The sequence below is a fragment of the Pseudopedobacter sp. genome (genome assembly GCF_040392825.1).
GTDB lineage: Bacteria > Bacteroidota > Bacteroidia > Sphingobacteriales > Sphingobacteriaceae > Pseudopedobacter.
The window spans coordinates 13,399-37,026 of record NZ_JBEBVH010000004.1; the positions used below are offsets into that span (position 1 = coordinate 13,399).

11 protein-coding genes and 1 pseudogene are annotated in these 23,628 nt (G+C 37.1%); 2 read left to right on the forward strand and 10 right to left on the reverse strand.

Annotated elements, in window-relative coordinates; all coding sequences use genetic code 11:
• Positions 1-137: 137 nt before the first annotated feature.
• A complete protein-coding gene (gene gcvP, locus ABWO41_RS00775; protein ID WP_353132068.1) occupies positions 138-3,014 on the reverse strand; it encodes an aminomethyl-transferring glycine dehydrogenase in 2,877 nt (958 codons plus the stop codon).
• 229 nt (positions 3,015-3,243) lie between these two features.
• Here gcvP and ABWO41_RS00780 point away from each other — a divergent pair, with 229 nt between their 5' ends.
• Positions 3,244-3,921, forward strand: a complete 678-nt coding sequence (locus ABWO41_RS00780) for a helix-turn-helix transcriptional regulator (protein ID WP_353132070.1) — start codon at positions 3,244-3,246, stop codon at positions 3,919-3,921.
• Positions 3,922-3,926: 5 nt separating this feature from the next.
• On the opposite strand, the pseudogene ABWO41_RS00785 reads toward ABWO41_RS00780, so the two are convergent.
• Positions 3,927-4,643: pseudogene (locus tag ABWO41_RS00785) on the reverse strand (pyridoxine 5'-phosphate synthase).
• Between the two features lie 265 nt (positions 4,644-4,908).
• On the opposite strand from ABWO41_RS00785, the gene ABWO41_RS00790 reads away from it, so the two are divergent.
• Positions 4,909-6,654: an ATP-binding protein gene (locus tag ABWO41_RS00790; protein WP_353132072.1), complete on the forward strand. Its 1,746-nt coding sequence runs from the start codon at positions 4,909-4,911 to the stop codon at positions 6,652-6,654.
• A 193-nt stretch (positions 6,655-6,847) separates the two neighbouring features.
• Here ABWO41_RS00790 and ABWO41_RS00795 read toward each other — a convergent pair whose 3' ends face one another.
• From ABWO41_RS00795 to ABWO41_RS00830, 8 genes are all read right to left on the reverse strand, one after another.
• A complete protein-coding gene (locus ABWO41_RS00795; RefSeq protein ID WP_353132074.1) occupies positions 6,848-8,533 on the reverse strand; it encodes a RagB/SusD family nutrient uptake outer membrane protein in 1,686 nt (561 codons plus the stop codon).
• Between the two features lie 17 nt (positions 8,534-8,550).
• Positions 8,551-11,700, reverse strand: a complete 3,150-nt coding sequence (locus ABWO41_RS00800; protein ID WP_353132076.1) for a SusC/RagA family TonB-linked outer membrane protein — start codon at positions 11,698-11,700, stop codon at positions 8,551-8,553.
• Positions 11,701-11,711: 11 nt separating this feature from the next.
• On the reverse strand, positions 11,712-13,865 hold the full coding sequence (locus ABWO41_RS00805) for a surface glycan-binding family protein (protein WP_353132078.1): 2,154 nt from the start codon (positions 13,863-13,865) through the stop codon (positions 11,712-11,714).
• A gap of 11 nt (positions 13,866-13,876) precedes the next feature.
• Positions 13,877-15,958 carry a heparin-sulfate lyase HepC gene (hepC, locus tag ABWO41_RS00810; RefSeq protein ID WP_353132080.1) on the reverse strand — a complete coding sequence of 694 codons (2,082 nt, stop codon included), beginning with the start codon at positions 15,956-15,958 and terminating at the stop codon, positions 13,877-13,879.
• A 592-nt stretch (positions 15,959-16,550) separates the two neighbouring features.
• Positions 16,551-17,717, reverse strand: a complete 1,167-nt coding sequence (locus ABWO41_RS00815) for a hypothetical protein (RefSeq protein WP_353132082.1) — start codon at positions 17,715-17,717, stop codon at positions 16,551-16,553.
• 203 nt (positions 17,718-17,920) lie between these two features.
• Entirely contained in the window at positions 17,921-18,922 is a 1,002-nt protein-coding gene (locus ABWO41_RS00820) for a lipid A deacylase (protein ID WP_353132084.1), read from the reverse strand.
• A 92-nt stretch (positions 18,923-19,014) separates the two neighbouring features.
• Positions 19,015-20,547 (reverse strand): 2-oxoglutarate dehydrogenase complex dihydrolipoyllysine-residue succinyltransferase, encoded by a 1,533-nt coding sequence (odhB, locus tag ABWO41_RS00825; protein ID WP_353132086.1) that lies wholly within the window; start codon positions 20,545-20,547, stop codon positions 19,015-19,017.
• 29 nt (positions 20,548-20,576) lie between these two features.
• Positions 20,577-23,357 (reverse strand): 2-oxoglutarate dehydrogenase E1 component, encoded by a 2,781-nt coding sequence (locus ABWO41_RS00830; protein ID WP_353132088.1) that lies wholly within the window; start codon positions 23,355-23,357, stop codon positions 20,577-20,579.
• Positions 23,358-23,628 lie beyond the last annotated feature (271 nt).

Sequence of the window (23,628 nt, forward strand, 5' to 3'; positions counted from 1 at the left end):
ACATTCATTTCTGCAGATGCAATGTAACAAATCCATTTAATAAATTCTAATGAAAACAGCGAGGTTTAAATGCATATCAACCACAAAGAGTTTAAAGACTCTTTGTGGTTGATATGTCTTAGTTTAAGGAAATGAGTTTATGAAAAAGCGTATTCTTCTATCGGCGGACAAGAACAGATTAAAGTTCTGTCGCCATGTGTCTCGTTAACTCGTCCAACAGAAGGCCAGAATTTATTTTCCGACACATAAGATAAAGGAAATGCTGCTGTAGCTCTGGAGTATGCTTTGTCCCAAATATCGGCTGTTACAACCGCAGCTGTGTGTGGAGCATTCTTAAGTGGATTGTTTATTTTATCCAGAGTCCCATTTGCTATTGCTTCTATTTCTTTTCTTATCGAAATCATGGCATCACAAAAGCGGTCCAGCTCTTCTTTTGGTTCAGATTCAGTTGGCTCTACCATTACCGTTCCAGCTACCGGAAATGATACTGTAGGCGCATGGAATCCGTAATCCATTAAGCGTTTGGCAATGTCTCCTACCTCTACACCAAAAGCTTTAAATTCACGGCAATCTAAAATCATCTCGTGTGCACAACGTCCATTTGCACCTGCATAAAGTACAGGATAGTACTGCTCCAGACGGGCTTTAATATAATTAGCATTTACAATTGCATGCTTGGTAGCATTTGTTAAGCCTTCTGCCCCCATCATAGCAATATACGCGTGTGAAATTAATAAAATGGATGCAGAGCCAAATGGAGCTGCTGAAACTGCATGAATTGATTTTTCCTGTGAAATATCTACTACCGAATGACCCGGTAAATAAGGAACTAAATGTTTTGCAACGCCTATGGGGCCCATTCCGGGACCACCACCACCATGCGGGATACAGAATGTTTTATGTAAGTTCAAGTGGCAAACATCTGCTCCAATTGAAGCTGGTGAAGTTAAGCCTACCTGAGCATTCATATTGGCGCCATCCATATAAACCTGCCCACCGTTATCATGTACAATTTGGCAGATTTCTATAATAGATTCTTCAAAAACTCCATGTGTAGAAGGGTAAGTTACCATTAAACAACTTAAATCGTCTTTGTGTTCTTCTGCCTTGGCTCTTAAATCTGTTACATCTATATTGCCCCTTTCATCGCATTTTACTACCACAATTTTCATTCCGGCCATTGCCGCAGAAGCCGGGTTAGTTCCATGTGCAGAAGAAGGAATTAGCGCTACATTTCTATAACCTTCTCCTCTATCAATATGATAAGCTCTGATAACCATAAGCCCAGCATATTCGCCCTGAGCTCCTGCATTAGGCTGTAAGCTCATTTTCGCAAAACCCGTAATTTCGCTTAGCCATTTATTCAGTTCGTCAATAATTTCCATATAGCCTCCCGTTTGGTCGGTTGGTGCAAATGGATGCAGATTACTAAACTCAGGCCATGTAATAGCAACCATTTCTGTGGTTGCGTTCAGCTTCATAGTACACGACCCTAGAGCAATCATGGAGTGACATAAAGAAAGGTCTTTTGTTTCCAGCGATTTGATATAGCGCAACATCTCGTGTTCAGAATGATAATTATTGAACACCGGATGAGTTAAATAATCGGATTTCCTTTGCAGATCTTCTGATAGGGAAGTCTCTAAATTGGCTATCAATCCATCAAAATCTATATCATTCAAGGTTTTTGCCTTCACTTTTGCAAAGAATCTTACAATTGTTCTGACATCTTCTATAGATGTGGTCTCATCTAAAGCAATGGTGATTATTTCACTTTTGTAGTTTAGATTGACTTCGTTATTTAAAGCCTCAGCATGTAACGGCCCAGCTAACTGCCCTACGTTGAATTTTAGCGTATCAAAATAAGATGTATTTTCTTGCTTATAACCAAGTTCATTTAAAGCGTTTGATGTCAATACCGCCAACGCATGTATTCTGTTCGCTATCTTCCTTATGCCTTTAGGACCATGATATTGAGCATACATTCCGGCCATAATAGCCAATAAAGCTTGTGCAGTACAAATATTAGAAGTTGCTTTATCTCTTCTAATATGTTGCTCCCTGGTTTGCAAGGCCATTCTCAAAGCATAGTTTCCTGCCGAATCTATAGTTACACCTATAATCCTCCCGGGCATAGATCTTTTATAGGTCTCTTTTGTTGCAAAATAAGCTGCATGTGGTCCTCCAAAACCCATTGGAATTCCAAACCTTTGTGTTGTTCCAATAACAATATCCGCTCCCCATTCTCCTGGAGGTGTTAATAAAGCCAGGCTCATCAGGTCAGCGGCAACAGTCAATTTTATATCTTTTTCATGTGCTTCCGCTGCAAATTCACGATAATCATAAACCTGGCCATCTCCCGCCGGATATTGTACTATAGCGCCAAACATATCATCACTAAGTACAGCTGTTTGATGATCACCAATTACGAGGTTTATACCATAAGGTTGTGCCCTGGTTTTTAAAACATCTATAGTTTGAGGAAAAATCTCCTGTGAGACAAAGAAGGTATTTGCTGCAGTATTTTTTCTTAGACTATATTGCATAAACATTGCTTCTGCAGCCGCAGTTGCCTCATCTAACAACGATGCATTTGCGATTTCCATCCCTGTCAGATCAACGATCATTGTCTGAAAATTCAGCAATGCCTGCAAACGTCCCTGTGCAATTTCTGCCTGATATGGTGTATATTGAGTATACCATCCCGGATTCTCCAGCACATTCCTTTGAATTACTCCCGGAACAATAACACTGTAATATCCCTGTCCTATGTAAGATTTAAATACTTTATTTTTTGAAGCGGTTTGCTTTAAAGCATTCAAATATTCAAACTCCCCCCTGGCCTTTGGCAGATCGAGCTTTTTCTTTAATCTAATATTTTCCGGTACAGTCTGGTCAATCAGCTCATCAACTGAATTTACACCTATTACAGATAGAATTTCCTGGGTATCAGAATCGTTAGTAGCTATGTGTCTTGATGAGAACAGCTCCTGATAGTCTGCGTTGAGTTTCATTTGAATATTTGGATTTTGCCGCAAAAATAAAAAAACAAGCGCTCTTTTTAAGTATGATTTTTAATATTATATGCTTTTTAACAAATAGATTATCAACATAGTTACATTATACAACTTTATCCCAAACGGATGTTAGTTTAATTGAAAGATTTTTTGGTGTTTTTTGTACTTTAGCAGAAATTTTTTTAAGTATATATATCCTTTATCTGTTCGATTTCACATCTTTGTCATGATAGATTTTAACAGCCTTCAAGAAAAATTAGATGCTCTTATAGATCTTTTTGCAAAAAAGGATTTGTTACACCTGGAGAATATTAAATCAAACTCTTTTCTAGACGAAATCAACAATTCTGATCTGATGATTACCCTTCATGATGTAGACTTATACAGACCAATCTGCATTAACAATAAAATGGCAGAATTTTATGATTTCGATAAGAATTGGCTAAAGGGAATGGATCACTTATACTACATTAAAACTATACATTCTTCTACCTATTATACGCTATTGGAGTCTGTGTCTTTTTTTAAAAAAGACAGAAAGGATTTCCTAAATCTGGAGTATAAACTTCTGTATAAAAAAAAGGAATGGAAAAGAGTTATTGGCAGTACCAAGACGTTAATACTTAATAAAAAGGGAAAACCTAAATATGCGATTACAGCAGCTATTTTAAACGATAACGACAGAGAAATAGTTAAAGGAAATTTATTTCATACGCTTTCTGACAGGGAGACCGAAATAGCTAAACTTTTAACTATTGGCCTGTCTAAAAAAGAAATAGCTGATTCTCTTTTTATAGCGGAAAGCACAGTAGCCACGCACACAAAGACTATTTATAAAAAGCTACAAATTAATAAAATATCAGAACTAATAGCTTTAACGGATAAATATCCTATTAGTTCTTAAATGCATTATACTAATTGTCTTAAATATTGTTGAATCGTATTTTCTAAACCTAAATATAACGCATCACAGATTAAAGCATGTCCAATGCTTACTTCCAATAATCCTTCTATATTATCTGCAAAATATTTTAAATTTTCCAAATCCAGATCGTGGCCGGCGTTTATTCCTATCCCTAACTGATTTGCCAACTTTGCAGCTTCTGCATAAGGCGCTACAGCTCTTTCTCTGTCTAATTTATATCCTGTAGCATAAGCTTCTGTATATAGCTCAATTCTATCTGTACCTGTCGTTTTTGCTGCTTCTACCAATTACAGAACCGGATCGACGAAGAATTATACGCGAATTCCCAGTTGTTTGAAAATCCCAATCATATCTTGAAGATAAGTTTGATACTTTATGGTATCCCAACCATGGTTAGAAGTAATTTGCCCTAAGGCATCAGGAACAAGCGTTACTTGATCTGGTTTATTATCCAGCACCAATTTCACGAACTTTTCTTCCTGACAATTGCCTTCAATGTTAAACTCAGTTGCTATAGCTTTCTTTATATCATATACATCCTGATAACGAATATGTCGTTCATCTGGTCTGGGGTGTACAGTTATGCCCTGTGCCCCAAATCGTTCACAGTCTAAAGCAACTTTTAAAACATCCGGGTTATTACCTCCCCTCGAATTTCTAAGTGTTGCTATTTTATTGATGTTAACAGAGAGTTTTGTCATGATGAACGATTTTATCTATTAAATATTAGTTCCTAAAAAATAAAGAATTGCTAGCCAGATTAACCCTTTAATAAGAAAAAACAAAAATCCTATTAAACCTATTCTCTTTAACCAGGAAACAAGTTTTGATTTTTTTTTATGAGGGTTTGCCGACGTCATTTTACAGATGCTAATTTAGGCAAATTTATGCTCTTTAAGAACGATTATAAATAAGACTGCCAAAGCTGCACTTATTTCCTATATTTACGGGCAATATTGATTGTAAATGAAAGATTTACCTCTATTTAACTGGTCTTTAAGTAAAACACTAAAAACAGTTCCGGATATTTTGGAACGAGCTAAAATAAAGGTATTTGTTATTATTTATGTACTCAATTATCCTAAATTACTGGCTGCCATTTACGACCACGTGTCATGGAGCAGAAGTGATTTACTTTTGGTAGACATTGTTGGACTTGTTATCACCACTATAACGTTAAAGCTTTTGTTATCAAAGCCTCGTTACGTGAACATTCTTATTCACATTGTACAAATATTATCTGCATTTTCCGTTTTCCGAATTCTTAATATCCATAAATATGGAATAGATATATTAATCACTCAACACGTTTATATGCTTATTGTATTTAGCTTTTACGGATTGGGAAGAAAATGGGGTATCTTATATTCAACAATAAATATCTTTTCGGTTATTTTTTACTTACTACAAAATCAAGGTGGCGAATTTATAACCGAAAGTAGCCGGTACAGTACTTACGTATATATATTTATCGTTCTTATTAATTTTCTGGTTCTTGCTCTTTCACACTATTATTTTCACGCGGCATTATACGGTACTCTTGAAGAGAAAAAAGAGTTAACCGATAAGCTTAAAAAGACCGCAAAAGATAAGACAGACTTTCTATCTACCATGTCACATGAACTTAGAACTCCATTAAATTCCGTAATAGGAATGACGAATATTTTATTAAATGATAATCCGAATAAACAGCAGATAGAAAATTTAAATGTACTTAAGTTTTCTGCCGAGAATCTGCTTTCGTTAATTAATAATATTCTTGACTTTAATAAAATAGATTCTGGCAATATTGAAATGGAAAAACTACCATTCAATATTGCTGGATTGTTAAACAATATAGGTTCGATTCTAGATGTTAAAGCTAAAGAGAAGAATCTTGACCTTTTTATTTACATAGATGAAAATATAAAATCTCAAAATATTATTGGAGATCCAACGAGGTTAAGCCAAATTATTTTTAACATTGCCGGTAATGCTATAAAGTTCACGGAACATGGCAGCATTAATATAAATGCTAAAACCGTACGCACAACAAAGTCAAGCATTGCTATAAGATTCGAAATAAAGGATACGGGTATAGGCATTAGTGAAGAAAAACAGAAGCTTATATTCGAACCTTTTAAACAGGCTTCCAGAAATGTAACCAGAAAATATGGAGGCACAGGTTTAGGACTTCCTATTGCTAAACACCTAATTGAATTGTCGAAAAGTCAAATCGAAGTTAAGAGCAAATTAAAAGAAGGTACTACTTTTAGTTTCGAAATTACGTATCCCATCACTGAGTTGCCTATTCATGAAACTTTAAAAATAGCTCCAGAAGTTAAGAATAAAAGTATTGAGAACTTAAGAATATTGCTCGCTGAAGATAACGAGATGAATGTGCTTTTTATGAAAAAACTGCTATCTAACTGGAATATAAAGCTGAGAGTCGTAGAAAATGGACAAAAAGCAATAGAGGCAGTTATAGAACAGGACTTCGACGTAATTCTAATGGATATTCATATGCCTGTTATGGACGGTTATAAAGCTGCGCAAATGATACGAAACATGGAAGAGCCAAAGAAAGCGAGTACTCATATTATTGCGCTTACTGCCTCTACTTCATCAGAGATTGAAGATATCAAAGAAAAGGGTATCGACGACTATCTTAGTAAGCCTTTTTCTATAGATTCCCTCAAGGAGAAATTAACTAATATACCTTTAAAAAACTGATATTAACCCTATAAAAAAGACGCTGTTTATAACATATTTTCGACAAGAAAATCTAATTAAGAAGTAGAGTACAGGTATCTTCAGGAGATTCAAGTATTCTGAGTAGCGAAATGGTCTATAACAAAAAAAGGTTTGTTGTTTTAAATCTTAAGAATTTAAAAACAACAAACCTGAATAAACAATCTGAATTAATTTATTTCCAGCCCGGGTTTTGATCAAACTGAGGCATTATATCCATTTCTCTTTGTGGAATCGGGAAAAGCTCATGTTTGTTTTTTGTTGTATAACCCGGAGTTGCAACCGCATAATTGGGAGATCCTGCTGTAATCCACCATATTCCTAACTTTTGAGCTGTTGCTTTTACCGTTTCATAGTAAACGCCCCAACGTATCAGGTCTAACTTTCTGTCACCTTCAAAAGCCAATTCAAAAGCTCTTTCTTTACGAACCGCATCACGGAATCCTTGTACATCTAACCCAGTTGGCACATCTGCCAGATTACTAGCTGAATATATCGGCAAACCATAACCACGTCTGCGCACCATGTTTATTGCGGTATATGCTTCATTGGTAGGCCCTTGTTTCCACTCGTTTAAAGCTTCTGCATATAATAGTAACACATCAGCATAACGCAGTACATACCAGTTAACATTAGATCTGTCGTTATTAATTAACTTATTGCTTTGCGGAACATATTTCTCGGTATCCCATTTACCTGGTGTGTAGTTTTGCTTTGCTCTTTGTGTTTTTGTAGGATCTGCATCATTGGCTGCCGCTGCTGCATCTGTTCCTACCCATAGCTGTTTAGTTGGGTTATACTGATAGTTTGCTACAGAAATATCTCTTCTCAAATCCTCCGGAAAATTACGCCAATCAAGAACAAATGTATGCACTACTTTTACGTTCGCTGCATTAGATCCACGCTCGCCCGCAATAGCAGTAGCTCTTACTCCATTCCATTTGCCGATACGTCCGATTGGGTCTGCCGCACCATTTGTTGCTGTTGGTGAATAAAAAGAAACTTCTATCAGACTTTCTATAGGATTCCATGTGCCGGCTCCTGAATTTTTCCACAGTTGTTCGTAGTTATCCAACAGTCCATGTTTATTAGATTCTATTAATATTTGTGCTGTTTTAGCCGCCATTTCCCATTTTGAAATATCTCTGATAGGAGCGCCTGCCCAGGTAGCATATACCTTTGCCAATAAGCCCAATGCTGAACCTTTAGACAAACGGAAGCTTTTATTAGCTCTAAGCTTATCATCTACTGCATAAGGAAGGTTCTCCACAGCATATTTTAGATCCTGCTCTATAAATTCATAAACTTTTACGGGATCTTCCTGTACAAAACTAGAGGGAAGCTGCTTAGACATAGCCGTATTGGTTATCAAAGCTATATTTCCATAACGACGTACCAGTTCGAAATAATATAATGCGCGTAGTCCCCGGGCTTCTGCCATATAAATAGTTGCCAGTTCTTTATCTGCGCTCGAATAATCTACCATTTTTTGTTCCAACCCTTCTAAAAAGTCATTGGCATTGTAAATAGAGTTATATAATATAGCCCATGTACTTTGTATCTCTGCCTGATTGGTTGTGAAAGAATTGGTAGGAATTATACGAAAATTTTCATTTGTACTACCCTCAACCTGTGCAATATCCGTTCCTAATGTAAATAGGATGGATAAATGATATCCATACATTGCATCGGACACCATATTACGATAGACCCCCAATAAAACATTTTCGGCTTCTGCCGCATTAAGCATGTATTTATTCTTGTCTATACTTGTCCTAGACTCTTCTGCCAGATAATCTGAACATGATGTATTCATCATAAACATGGCCGATGTCAGTATATATAAAACAATCTTTTTCATTTCTTCTTTAATTTTAATTAAAACTGAACTTCCAATCCAAACGTGAACACCTTACTTCTTGGGTAAGCTCCCCAGTCCATTCCCGGCGTCATAGGGTTATTGCCCGCAGTACTCACTTCAGGATCGTAACCACTGTAACCACTCATAGTGAATAAATTTTGTGCTGAAGCAAAAACTCTTGCTCTCGACATATACACTTTTTTAGTATAATCTGTCGGTAAGGTATAGCCTAATGAAACACTTTTTAATCTAAGAAACGAACCGTCTTCAACAAATCTGGAATATACATCATTAGTTATATATCCATTGGTAGAAGGCACCTTATTAGAGGCATGCGTTGGTGTCCATCTGTCTGCTACCTCAGCCAACATATTTCTACGTCCTGAACGAGATTGCGTCGCATACAAACGGGTTGCATTATAAATATCATTTCCATAATTAAACTGAACCATAACATTCATATCAAATTTCTTATAATTGAATGTATTGGAAAACCCACCATACCATTTAGGAATGGCGTTACCTATAACCGTACGGTCTGCAGTGGTAATTACACCGTCTCCGTCCTGATCTTTATATTTCACAACGCCAGGGGCAACAGAGGTACGCGAGTTACCAGTAACTCCGTCTTTAAGAACAAGATCTCCACCTGGTGTAGTGTTGAAATCACTGTGTTGGTAAATGCCGTCGAATTCGTAACCATAGATCAATCCTAATGATTGACCTACAATAGCGGCATAGTCATTCTCGGTAAAATTGCTATCAAAGCCAGAGTTTCTATACATTGCATTTACACCGGATTGAAGTGATACCAGCTTATTTCGAATAATAGAAATATTAAAATTGGTTTCCCAAGAAAAATCTTTTTTAAGTATTGGTCTTCCTGTTATGCTTAATTCGAAACCTTTATTTCTGATTTTACCGATATTCTGGTATTGAGAAGAGAACCCGGTTACTTGTGCAAGTGCCTGGGCCAGTAAAAGATCTTTGGTATCTTTAATAAAGAAATCTGTAACCATATTAATACGGTTATTTAAAAATCCCCAATCTATTCCCGCATTAACTGTAGAAGCACCTTCCCATTTAAGATTTTCGTTCCTTAGTTGTGCCGGCATCAGTACGGTATAGGTAGAATTCCCGATACCATATTTAACAGGATCATATAAATCTAAGGACAAATAGTTAGGTATACGGTCGTTACCTACAACTCCCCATCCCAAACGTAATTTAAGATCAGAAATAGCGCTGATTTCTTTGATGAAATCCTCCTGAGAAATACGCCATGCCACTGCAAAAGAAGGGAAATAACCCCATTTATTTTTATCTGAGAAAACAGTTGAACCGTCTGCCCTTATGGTTGCTGTTAAGAGGTATTTATTATCGTAGTTATAGTTAGCCCGGGCGAAAAAAGATAAAAGTTTTTTATCATAAAAATCAGTAGTCACTCTGCTTGGCGTAGCCCCTACCCCAAGATTATCATTTCCTAAGTTATCGAAAGGAAAATCCATCGCCTGACCTAATAAATACTCGGAACTACTAAATGAAGTTTCCTGACCTAACATGATATCATATTGATTCTTTTTATCAATCTTCTTTTTCCATGTCAGGTTGTTATAATTCGTCCATCTTACATTTTTCCCCATTTGAGTTTGTCCGTAAGGTTTTTGTCCATTACGAAATGCTTCTTTCGAACCGTTTTTGTAAAACAGGTCATTACGTGTATTCGTGGTATTGTAAGTTCCTGCGGAACGGAAAGTCAAACCTTTCATAATTTCCCAGTTAACAGACAAGTTAGTAGACCATTGCTCTGCACCCCTGTTATTTACTACAGATTGCGTTTGCATAACCGGATTTACCTGGGCAAGACTTGTTCCTTCGGCTAACATTTCCGGATCAATTGCTGAGGTCAACAAAGTTTCGTCGTCTATATTCAATCCTCCGGTGGGTCTTGCACTTATAATTTGAGCTAACATATTAAAACGGCCATTATCTGCTGTAGTACCTACGCCTGCTCTATTGGTTTTTGCATAGTTAACAGTGGCATCTACAGTAATCTGCTTGGTTAGCTTCTGATTAATTCTCATTTTAGCTGCCGTTCTGTCAAACCCGCTATTATTAAATATCCCGTTCTCGTTATATCTGTTAAGGGAAAAATTATATTTAGTCGCCTCTACTCCACCGCTTACACTGATGTTATGGTCAGTAGACCAGGTAGGCCTGAAAGTCTCATCCTGCCAATTGATTCCTTGCACTCCAATATAATCTTCCGCTGATTGATATTTGTAAGGATTGCCGTTATCATCTGCTCCAGTTCTATAATAAGTATTTGCATAATTACTATTTACATCTGCCTGCAACTTCACAAATTCATAGGGGCTCAATACATTTAATCTATTAGCTATTTGACGGTTAGTACTTGCTGTCGTATAGGTTAACTGAGGTTTACCTATTTTTCCCGACTTGGTTGTTATCAACACCACTCCATTTGCTGCTCTCGCACCATAGATAGCAGATGCCGAAGCATCTTTAAGCACTTCCATAGATTCTATATCTGCATTTGATATAAAATTCAGATTACTTACTTCGAAACCATCTACTATATAGAGAGGTGAAGAATCACCAGTTAATGTTCCGAGTCCACGGATGTTGACATTAAATCCCGAGCCAGGTTCTCCGTCATACTGCGTAATCTGTACCCCTGCTACTTTTCCTCCCAATGCTTCTAAAACGGAACTGGTTCTAAACCCTTCTACATCTTTACCTTTAACTGAAGCCACGGATCCTGTCAAATCTTCACGCTTTGCAGTTCCATATCCTACTACCACAACTTCCTGTAAGAATGCTGTTTCAGGTTGCATTCTGACTATCAAATCATTCTGTCCACCTACGCGGATAGCTTGTTCAATATAACCTACATAAGTAATCATCAAGGTTTCTCCCTGCGGAACACGAAGTGAAAAAGCTCCGCTTTCGTTTGTAGAAGTTTTGCTGTCCTTTCCTATTACCGAGATGGTAGCTCCTTTTAATGGAGCCCCCTTATCATCTAATACCTTACCTCTTAAGGTCACTTGTTGTTGTGCATAAATATTGATGCAACACATCAGCGCCACGATAGACATGATGAGCTTTTTATACACACCTGCGTTATTTATCATATTATAATACATGCTGTTCCTTTTTAAAATTTCGTATCAAACCATAAAATGATAGGGAAGATCTGTCCTCCGTTTTGTGGATCACTGCCATTGGTCTCGAACGTAATTTGTCCTATCATAGCTCCATTAGCTGGTTCCCCGTCCGCAATCCATTTATTTGGATTGACTACAAGTTCAAAAGTATTCGGATCTACATAAGCCAAGGTAAGAGAGGTATTGCTCTTATTGGCGTAATAGGATAATGGATCCCTTGATCCGTAATTCGGATTGATTCCTCTACTTTCGGCATAGCTATCCCAAAGGTTATGCAAAAATGAATTTGCCACATTAGGTTGTCCGTTTGCGTAAGTTCCTGAACCAAAGAAATTATAGTAATTAAATGTACGTCTATAATCTAAAGTAAATTTAGACATATCGTTTACACCGGCTATTACCGGTTTTGCAGAACGTCCTCCTTTATTAGGATTTACCTGGAATACAAAAGGAGAATATTCTACCTTTACCAATTGCGAAGAATTACTAGTTGGAGCTACTGTACTCGAAAAATGAACAAATACCGGAGTCTGTACCGAGTATTCTTCTGGTGTACCTTTTCCTGCTATCGCCGTTACCATAAAGATCCCACATTGTGGTGCACTAATACCCTTCAGCGTTATTTTTCCTGTTTCAGAATCTATAGTCGTTCCAACTCCCTGATGAATATTTCTAATTTCATAAGTCAGACTCACATTTGCATCTGTCGTTGGTGTAGGGCTTACATCTGTAAGTGCTCCTCCCGCAGCTATACGGAATTGATTTGCATAGTTTTCAGCAGGTGTAAGGTTCAAGTTATTTCCATATCTTACATAGGTAAAATAATTAGGATTAGCTACTACCGCAAGAGTAAATGAAGCTGTAGACTCTCCTTTAGGATTAGTTGCTTTTACCTTAACAGTATAGTTTCCGATTGGAATGGAGTTTCCTTTTAACGCACTAACTACGCCCTGACTGTTTAATGTTACTTTTCCCTGTAATGCAGCGGGAAGATCCACAAATTCGAAACGAACTTCATCTCCTTTAAATCCTGCATCCGGACCAGCGGTAAATGCTACTGCCTGTGTAGCATTCTTGTTTTGATAGGTAAAATTCTGTATCGGTTCAATAAATTCTACCACATCCAGTTCAAATACATCAGCAAAGTCTACACCGGCCTGATCATAAACGTTTTTCACATTTACAGTAACTTTATATTGTTGCCCGGCGGTAAGTCCATGATTCTCAGCTACGGTAATAACTCCCGTTTGTGCATTGATCTTAATCTTATCCGTAGCGGGACTAATATTTTTAATAGTATACTGCACATTATCCAAAGAGCCTTTAAGTTTTGGGGCAGTACTTGTGTAAGATGTTTTACCACTTAAAGCCGATTCTTCTTCCAATTTACCTGAGGCTGGCTCATAAGTTAAACCCAATGGCTTGGAAGTAATATCTATTTCAATAGCATTTTCAAATATTCCCTCATCTTCACCGGAAGCTCCAGTAGTCAGTTTTAAGGAAAGTACATACTTGCCTGGCAATAAACCTAAATCACCTCTGATAATGGATATTGTTCCAGTTGAAGAAATAGCGAAATATTTAGAGAAGTCACTTTTTGCTATTTCGTACTTTCTGATAGATACGTGGTTATTATCTGTAGTGACCTGCGCCGTTGGTAATTCCACAGTGCTGTTCGCATCAATAACATCCGAATAACTTGCTGTCAACTTATTAGGGGTTACCGTAATACCATCTGGCACTGGTTTCATCATATTTACTGCTACCGCATCCTTAAATTCATATCTTGTACCGTTAGCATAACAGCTAATGGTTAGCTTATACAATCCAACAGACATACCTGTTGTTTCTTTAATACTTACACCACCATTGTCCTGATTGATTTCAAAACTGCTGCCGGTATATGGTTCGCCGTCTAATGTTATCTGGACGATCTCAAAATTATTTGGCATTCCTCCTATATAGGACGGAGCTGCAATAATTCCGTTCATTGATGGCCCTATATCCGTCATGCCCGTATAATATATTGCAAACTCCGTATTGTCCGTAACTTCTGTCTTTTTACAACCCGCTGTGACGAGCAACAGCACCAATACCCATGACAGGTATCCGCTTAACTTTAGTTTTGTATTTACTGGGTTCATAATAAATGATTTTATAGATTACAATTAAGATTATATTTTACACCGTCAATCGTAACTTCTAGTGCAACACCTGTTTCCTGAAAAGGTTGCGTAAAAACTGCGCTCATTTGTACTGAAGCTGCTTGACTACTTGGGTATATTATTGTTATATAACGAGCTGTCTGACTTGTGCCTTTGGTCATATTAACAGCATAAGATTTACGTGGAGCTTCAACATTCAATGTATAAGACACTTTCCCGTTAAACGGCACAGTAGATATAGCTGCGTCTGAGAATGTTCTTATAGCCATATTATTACCATCCGCGAAACTTGTATAAGCACCGTTTTTATCCGTAACCACACTAACTTCGTTGTCACTTCCTTCACATAAATTAAAATTCAGGTTTACCGTTCCAGTGGCAGATCCTATACCTTCGTCAACCAATACAAAAAAGGTTTTATTTACAAAAAATGCATAACGGCGATGTTTAAGATTGGTATAGCCATTATTTTCTGTAGCTATTATATCTGTTTGGCCATTAGATGTTGCCAGCAACGACCTGCCCTTACCACTAGTAATATTGCTACCACCAAGTGTCATCGTGTTATGAACTTTTGTTTGGCGGTACCAGATACGCCCACTGTTATCTCCGTCCGACATATAAGCGTACACTCCGGCATCAGGAAAGAAATTGCGACCTTTATGATAGAGTTCAAATGTGCCATTATCTGGCTGATTATGGCTCCATACAGGTATAGTCCCATCTGTATAATTATTGCTAAGAACCATAAGAGTTGATGATTTATCCCAACCGTTTCTCAGCATATAATAGCCCGATGTTGTAAATGCCTTTGGCGCAGAAGATGGCATTGTTCCCTGCTTTCCATAGGTAGCCATATAAAGTAGCTCGCTATCTTCCGGGAACATTTCATTATATCTTACAAAGTTTCTGTTAAGAACAGACCTTGTCCAGGAAGTTTGTCTTGTATCATTAAATCCGGGAACATAATATGGGTATAAACTTGAAGAAGAACTAGCAAAATAGTGAGGATAGGTAAAATGCATCACTACCTGGGCGGCTTTATGCAAGTACTGACTGAAATTGGTTCCTATATTTCCAACAATCTGTCTGTTTGCTTCTGCCAGTTTCATGATTTCATAAAAATCTGCTATAGCACCTATGTGATAACTAAGATCAAGCTCTATGTGCATTCCATCGTTAAGAAACTGCTTTTGTACCTCAGTACTTAATGTCTCAAAACCTGTATTCATCCACTCAGGTGCCTTCTTAAACTCAGGAAACAATACACCAGCATATGCCAATGCGCTTCCCTGAGATATAAGTATGTTGCCATCCGGATAAGGGTATTTCACCAGAAAATCTGCATGTTCTGCGAAACGTACCATAAATTCTGAAAACCATTCCGGTGTAAAATTGACAGAATTTTTATAGTAATCGAACAGCTGCGTCTGACCAACTACACGCTCAGCAACCTGAAGCTGCCACCATGTCGTTGTGTTTGTCCCTGTTGCCGGCATTGGATTAGTTGCCAACCAATCTTTATATACATTAATCCAGGACTGAATATATTTTTCGTCTTTTAATGTACGATACACTTTTGCCTGTGGTACGAACCACTGATGTCTGTGTAACTGCTTCTGGTATTCATCATCGGCACCTTTAGGTGCAAAAGACCAGTTTATTTTACCGGCATCGTTTAATGAATAAGGCATTTTTTTCGCCATATCCTCATAATAATTATTAACAAAAAAACGGTAATTATCTAGCGCATAGTCTGCTTTAAGTTTATCGTCTTCGGTTGCCGATGTGTTTATTAATGAGATGTTAGGATTAACCACATGGGTTCTCATCCTGTAATATTCCAGAATAGCTTTGGCAGCTTCATACTGTTTATCTGATTCGTAGAGTACTTTTGCTTTTTCTAAACCCGGATAGTTTAAATTGATCAGCTCAAAAAGCTTTGGATTTATAACACCATCAGGTTTTGCAGATCCTGAGTCTTTCGGACCAGCTGCACTTTTTCTAATGGACTCTTTATTACATGATGAAAAGAGGGTCAAAGTGATTAGAGCGTAAATGAAATACTTCATAGACTTATAATTAGATTTTTCCTTCAAATGACTTATACAGACTTAATAGGTTCGTAGCTTATACTCTAGCGAAGATAGGTTCTATATGTTTTTGAGTATTTCAATTTTGACTAATACTATTTCAATTTTGGTTAAGATTGGCTAATAAAGGGCTGTTAAGGGAACTTTATGAAAATATTATTATTCTTACATTCTGTATAAGTACACCAGCACAATGAAGATTAAAAAACAAGTGGCGGTAACATAAAAAATACAAGCACCCCATCAAAACCATTGTTATTCTTCCCCTTTCCGATCCACAAATGAATTCTTCGCAAGATGAGGAATTAAGGGTGAAAGACGTGGTAGTTACCTCGCTTTAACTTAATGCGGATATGTGAATGCTTTCCTTCGGGACGGGATGTTTCCCGCTTTGGAAATAATGAAACTATTTAATGTTAAACAAAATAACCTGTATCTCATTTAAATGTTTTCTGACACCGGCAAATTACCGATGCAGGGCAGAAAATATTTGTTATAACTATCTGCCCGCAATGCTGGAGAATACTGTAAATAAAACTAAAAGTGTACAATAACAGTCCCTTCTATTTATTTAATTGATAATGGGGTGTCGCTGAAATTCTTTTGTCCTATCAAATAAATAACGATAGGTGTGATGCGTTTTATAAATTTTACCGCCAATTTGCTCGGCTACATTCATCATTTTAGGATTAAAATCACCAATCCAATTCATTTGGAAATCTTCGTAAAACACTTCTGTCTTGTTCAGTATAACCTTCGCAGCCTCAACTATCATCGCAGCCTCAACACCTTTCTTTTGATGTTCCGGGGCTATTCCGAATACAATACCATACATGGTTTTATTGCTTTTTCTCCATTTATGGTATAAAAATTTGAGTTTTCCTATCAAGTCCAATTTTCCGTTAACATATTTGAACAACTGGTTAAGCTCTGGAATATTGACATAAAACCCTACGCATTCTCCTTTATAGTAAGCATACCAAACTATTTTTTCATCCAGAACAGGTTTTAACTGATTCATGATGACTTTAGCCTGTGCCGGACTCATCTCCTTCACTCCTGCGTGTTTTACCCAGGCTTTATTATAGACTGTTCTAAAATCTTCTATATACTTCGGCAAATTTTTAATACGCATATGCTCAAACGTATAATCAGGGTTTTGCAATATACGTTGCGCTTTCTCCATGTAAGCAGGAGACAACTGCCACTCTAAGCGTCGATAGTAGGTATATTGTTTAAAATAGACTTCGAATCCGTATGATTCAAAAAAATCCTGGTAATATGGAGGATTATAATTACAGCAATAACAAGGCGGATAAAAACCATCTACCAACAATCCCCACCATTTATCTCTATCGCCAAAATTAACTGGTCCGTCCATAGCTTCCATTCCTTTGCCCGCAAGCCACTCCTTAGCGGTATCCAATAATTTAAAAGCTGCTTCTTTATTATTTATACATTCGAAAAAGCCAAGTCCTCCTGTTGGTTGATCGAAACTTCTAGCATTCTTCCTGTTTATAAATGCAGCAATTCTGCCAAGGACCTTTCCTTCACCGTCTTTTAACAGCCATCGTTCGCATTCACCATGCCGAAAATATTTGTTTTTTTCTTTATCAAAAACAAATTCTATGTCTTTATCCAGAGGTCTTATATAGTTGGGATCATTTTTATAAATTGACAACGGAAATAACAAAAATTCTTTTGCCGTATTTTTATCTAAAACCTGTTGTAAATGCATCTATAATAGTTATGAAATCAAAATTAAAGCAACCTACGTACTGCAGGCAATCCAAACACAAGGTATTAATTGTACTTAAAACCTAAAATTCCTTTATAATTTCCAATAATACTTCACGTAATCACCAATAACAGCTAAGTGCCTATATTGTTACTGAATTTTAAAATTATTTATATAAAAGCCCTCAGCTTAATAATTGTTTTCTACTTTCCTATTCTTTTTGAGCCGGCTATTTTATATCTCAACACAAAAGATTGCTGGTTATCCATAGTTCCATCTACGAAATGGAAAGAGAACTTAAGTTTCCCCTCTAAATTTTTTGTTGCCAGTGGCTTCCATCCTAAATCCAGCCTGTTATAAGTCTTTGAAGTATAGAAAGAATCTCCCAAAATTAATCTGTGTCCCTCGCCCTTATAAAAGCTATTCTGTAAAAAAAATTGTCTGTAGCTTACATCTATGTCTGCTACAAATCCTTTTGGAATATTCATTCCGGTAAGACTCCTCATACGTTCAAAAGAAACAGAAGATCCGGCAGATAAAGTTAAACTATCTAAAAACCCTACATCCTTTAAACCTACTCCAATTTTTAATAAAGATATTCCGTTATCTTCCAGATATTCATTAGCTGGATTATCAGAAAACGCTTTATGATACATATAGCCATAATGGCTTATAAAGAATTTACCAAGATTTAATCTTGCATCTAATCCAACTAAAAAAGTCTCTCTTGTATTCTGAGACTGCTTTCCTGTCCAGTCTATCCATAAAGAGCCATAGAATTTATTGCCTTTATAATTTAAAAGCATCCCTTCTATATTGGGTCTGTAATAATCCAACGTATCGTTTAATAATAATCTTGGATACTCTTTCAAATACGGATAACGGGGAAATGCCCCCAAATAAAAGTCAATTCTCTTATACTTGTATTGATAATAAATGGTGGGAATCACACTTCTCACAAATTCATTGTCACCAAATTCCTGCAATGCATTAGCACCAACTCTGATTCTGTGTGCCGAGTCGATAAAGAGTCCTATTTCGCCGCCAATTCTCGATCCAAGAATAGTTTGTGAGTTTCTGCCAGACTTTGCATACTCTCTATTATCAACAAATCCATGAAATTTTAATTCTCCTTCCAATTGGGTTTGTGCATGGCTTTTTGGTAATAAAAACAAGACCAGTAAAAAGGTGTATAAAAACTTCATTAATCTATTGTAATGCTTATCGGAAAACTAATGTAAAAAGAAAACCTCTGAACCTTTATTAATTCAGAGGTTTTTTTAAATTTTTTATTTTTTTAAACACCCAATAGTAGTCTTGCCGGGTCTTCTAATAATTGTTTCACTCTAACTAAGAAACCAACAGACTCTCTACCGTCTATAATTCTATGATCGTAAGATAAAGCAATATACATCATCGGCCTGATTACTACCTGACCATTTTCTGCAACTGGTCTTTCTACAATATTATGCATACCTAAGATTGCAGATTGGGGAGCATTAATGATAGGTGTAGACATCATAGACCCAAAAACTCCACCATTAGTAATGGTAAAATTACCTCCGGTCATTTCGTCTATACTCAGTTTATTCTCCCTTGCTTTAAGTGCCAGATTAATTACTTCCTTTTCTATTCCAGCCAAAGAAAGCTGATCTGCATTTCTGATTATTGGTACAACCAGACCTTTTGGAGCAGAAACTGCAATGGAAATATCGGCAAAATTGCTATAAACAATTTCATCGCCTTCTATTCTTGCACCAACAGCTGGAAAATCTTTTAATGCTTCTGTTACAGCTTTAGTAAAGAAAGACATAAAACCTAAACCAACACCGTATTTTTCTTTAAACTGATCTTTATATTTTTTTCTCAATTCCATTACAGGAGCCATGTTTACTTCGTTAAACGTGGTTAACATAGCCGTTTCGTTTTTCACACTAACTAAACGTTTTGCAATGGTTTTTCTAAGAGAAGTCATTTTTTCACGACGCTCGGATCTGTCTCCCGCAACATTTTGAGATAACGCCACCGGTGCAGCAGTTTTAGCAGGTTGACTGCTGTCTGCTTTTGGTTGCGCTGAAGGAGTAGCTTTATTGGCATCGTCTTTCGTAATTCTTCCACCAACACCAGTTCCGGAAACCGCTTGCGGATTGATTCCTTTTTCGGCCAATATCTTAGCTGCCGCAGGGGATGGAGTTTTATCTGCATAACCCGATTTCGATCCGCTTTCCGCAGCTTTAGGGGCTGCCTCCTGAGTTGGAGCCGCTACTTTAGGCGCCGCTGATCCATTTGAAGAAATGGTGGCTACCACTGCCCCAATTTCTAATGTGTCACCCTCTTTTGCTACAGTTGTTAAAACACCTGCTGCCTCTGCCGGAAGTTCAAAAGTAGCTTTATCAGACTCAAGTTCTGCAATTACTTCGTCCATTTCCACCGTGTCTCCATCAGTTTTTATCCATCTAGTGAGGGTAACTTCTGTAATGGACTCTCCTACTGCGGGCACTTTTATCTCTACAGTTTTTGCTTCACCAGCAGGCTCTGCTTTAACAGGCTCTGCTGTTTCGGCTGTTGAAGTTTCAGCTGATGCTTTAGCCTCGCCAGACGGATCAATTTTAGCTACTACAGCACCTATCTCTAATGTATCGCCTTCTTTCGCAATTGTTGATAATGTTCCTGCGCTTTCAGCGGTAAGTTCAAATGTAGCTTTATCCGATTCAAGCTCCGCAATCACTTCGTCCATTTCCACATGCTCTCCATCAGTTTTTATCCATTTAGATAAGATCACTTCGGTGATAGACTCGCCAACTGCAGGTACTTTTATTTCTAAGCTCATATATAACGCCTTTATGTAATGTGATTATACTATTTTGTTTTAGCTTTTTTGCTATCTACTTTTTTATCTCCGTCTAAATTAAACACTTTAGAAATGATTTCGTTTTGTTCTGCCAGGTGTTGTTTTGCAAATCCGGTTGCTGGGCTACTGCTTGCTCTTCTGGAAATCACTTCGAAATTGAATGCCGACTTTCTGAAAACGCGACAGATAAATGGCCAAGGGCCGTTATTCTCTGGCTCCTCTTGTACCCAATAGAACTCGGCATTTTTATACTTTTCGCGGATAGCATTCAATTGCTCAAACGGGGTTGGGTAGATTTGTTCCAATCTTACAAATGCGACATCTGTTCTTTTATTTTTCTCCCTTTCTTCCAATAAATCGTAGTAAATTTTACCAGAACAGATTACCACGCGTTTTACATCTTTAGCTTTTACACCTGCATCATCTATAACCTCTCTAAATCTGCCTTTTGTAAAATCGTCTAAAGAAGACACACATTTTGGATGTCTTAATAAAGATTTTGGAGAGAAATTAACCATTGGCTTACGGATATCTCTCTTTAACTGTCTACGAAACGCATGGAATAACTGCGCTGGTGTAGTACAGTATAATATTTGCATATTGTCTTCTGCACAAAGTTCCAAGAAACGTTCTATTCTGGCAGAAGAGTGCTCTGGGCCTTGTCCTTCATAACCATGAGGCAATAACATAACCAATCCGTTTCCTCTTTGCCATTTAGTTTCTGCCGAGGATATATACTGGTCGATTACAATTTGTGCTCCGTTAGCAAAGTCACCAAACTGTGCTTCCCAGATAGTTAAAGAATAAGGATTGGCCATTGCATATCCGTATTCAAAACCTAAAACACCATATTCTGATAAATGTGAGTTATAGATTTCGAAAGGTCCCTGACCTTCTCTGACATGGTGTAACGGTGTATATTGTTCCTCTGATTCTTCTACGCGAATTACAGCATGCCTGTGAGAGAATGTTCCTCTTTCTACGTCCTGACCAGAAATCCTAACCCGTCTTCCATCATTAACAATAGTTCCGTAGGCCATTAACTCGCCCATAGCCCAATCAAATGATTTATTCTCAATCATTTTTTTCCTATCAGAGAACAATCGTTCTACTTTAGATAAGAACTTTTTATCGGATGGCAGGGTAGTAATTTTATCTGCAATCTCAACAAAAGTTTTTTCGTCTACGCTGGTATCTGGAGAACTTACCAAATCTTCTGGTCTGGATATTCTTAGTTCGCTCCAGGCACCGGAATAGGTAGGATTTTCAGGAGCACCCAAGTCTTCTTTTGACTCATTCAAACGCCCTTGAAGCAATTCTCTAAACGCCTTATCCATTTGTTTCGCAAGATTTGCATCTACCGCTCCCTGCGCTTTTAATTTCTCTACATAAATTTCCCTTGGATTAGGGTGTTTTTCTATTTTCTTATATAATAAAGGCTGAGTAAACCTAGGTTCATCAGACTCATTATGCCCATATCTTCTATAACAAAGAATATCAATAAACACATCATTGTGGAAACGTTGGCGATATTCTACTGCAAGATTAATAGCATACACCAGAGCTTCTACGTCGTCTCCATTTACATGGAAGACAGGAGATAATGTTACTTTGGCTATATCTGTACAATATGTTGATGATCTTGCATCTTTGTAATTGGTCGTAAATCCAATCTGATTATTAATTACCAAATGGATTGTACCACCTGTTTTATAAGCATCCAGCTTAGACATCTGCAATACTTCGTAAACCAAACCCTGCCCCGCTACAGATGCATCACCATGAATAATAATAGGTGCTATTCTACTATAATCTTTACCATATTTCATATCCATCTTAGACCTTGTGATACCTTCCACAACGGCTGCCACTGTTTCTAAGTGAGACGGATTAGGACAAAGACTTAAATGTACTTTTTTATTGGAAGAGGTTTCTACGTCTGTTGAGAAACCTAAATGGTATTTTACGTCACCACCAAAAGGCAGATCTTTATTATATTTTCCTTCAAACTCAGAGAATACATCTTTATAGGTTTTCCCCATAATGTTTGTCAGAACATTCAAACGACCGCGGTGAGCCATACCAATGGTAAACTCTTCAATTCCCAACTCGGCACCTTTCTCTATAACTGAGTCCAAAGCGGGAATTAATGCTTCTGCTCCTTCTAAAGAGAATCTCTTTTGTCCTAAGAATTTAGTTCCTAAAAAACTTTCGAAAACAACTGCCTGATTTAATTTTTGAAGAATTCTTTTTTTCTTCTCTATATCAAACTGAGGTTTATTTCTTGAAAGTTCTATACGTTCTTCAAACCACTTAAATTTAAGTGGATTACGCATATATTTATACTCTACACCGATGGACTCGCAATAAGTCTCATTTAATAGCTGATAAATATCACGAAGTTTGGCAGGCCCCAAACCTATTTCTACTCCGGCATTGAATACAGTATCTAAATCTGCATCGCTTAAACCAAATGTCTCTAATTCCTTGCCTGGATAATATTTCCTTCTTTCTCTAACCGGATTGGTTTTAGTAAATAAGTGACCTCTGGTTCTGAAACCATCAATCATGTTAAGAACGTTAATTTCCTTAAATACATGATCTGGGGTAGCACCAGAAATAACAGGTTGTGCAACAGTACCGTCTGTATCTGATTGCAAACCAAAATCAAAGCCTTCGAAAAATTTTTGCCATCCAAAATCTACTGACTGTGGATCTTCTTTATACGATTGATAGAGCGAATCTATATATGCGGAATCTGCATTACTTAAATATGACAAATTGTCCATCTCGATGTTTATCTATTTTGGGTTTGGCAAAAGTATTAATTACGTTTGGAAACCACCAATTTAAAGTGTTAAAATAGTATATTTTCAGGTGCTCTTAGTGTAATTTTACAAAGTATTAGGTTTTTGTACCTTTTGTTGACAAAATAACACTCAATTTGGTTTGAAAATGTAGAGTCATTATTTAATTTTCCTAGCGCGAATCGCTATTTTGGGTAACAAAACTGTTACCTACAAAGCTAGGTTAACTTCTCATAAAAAAGCTTAAATTAGA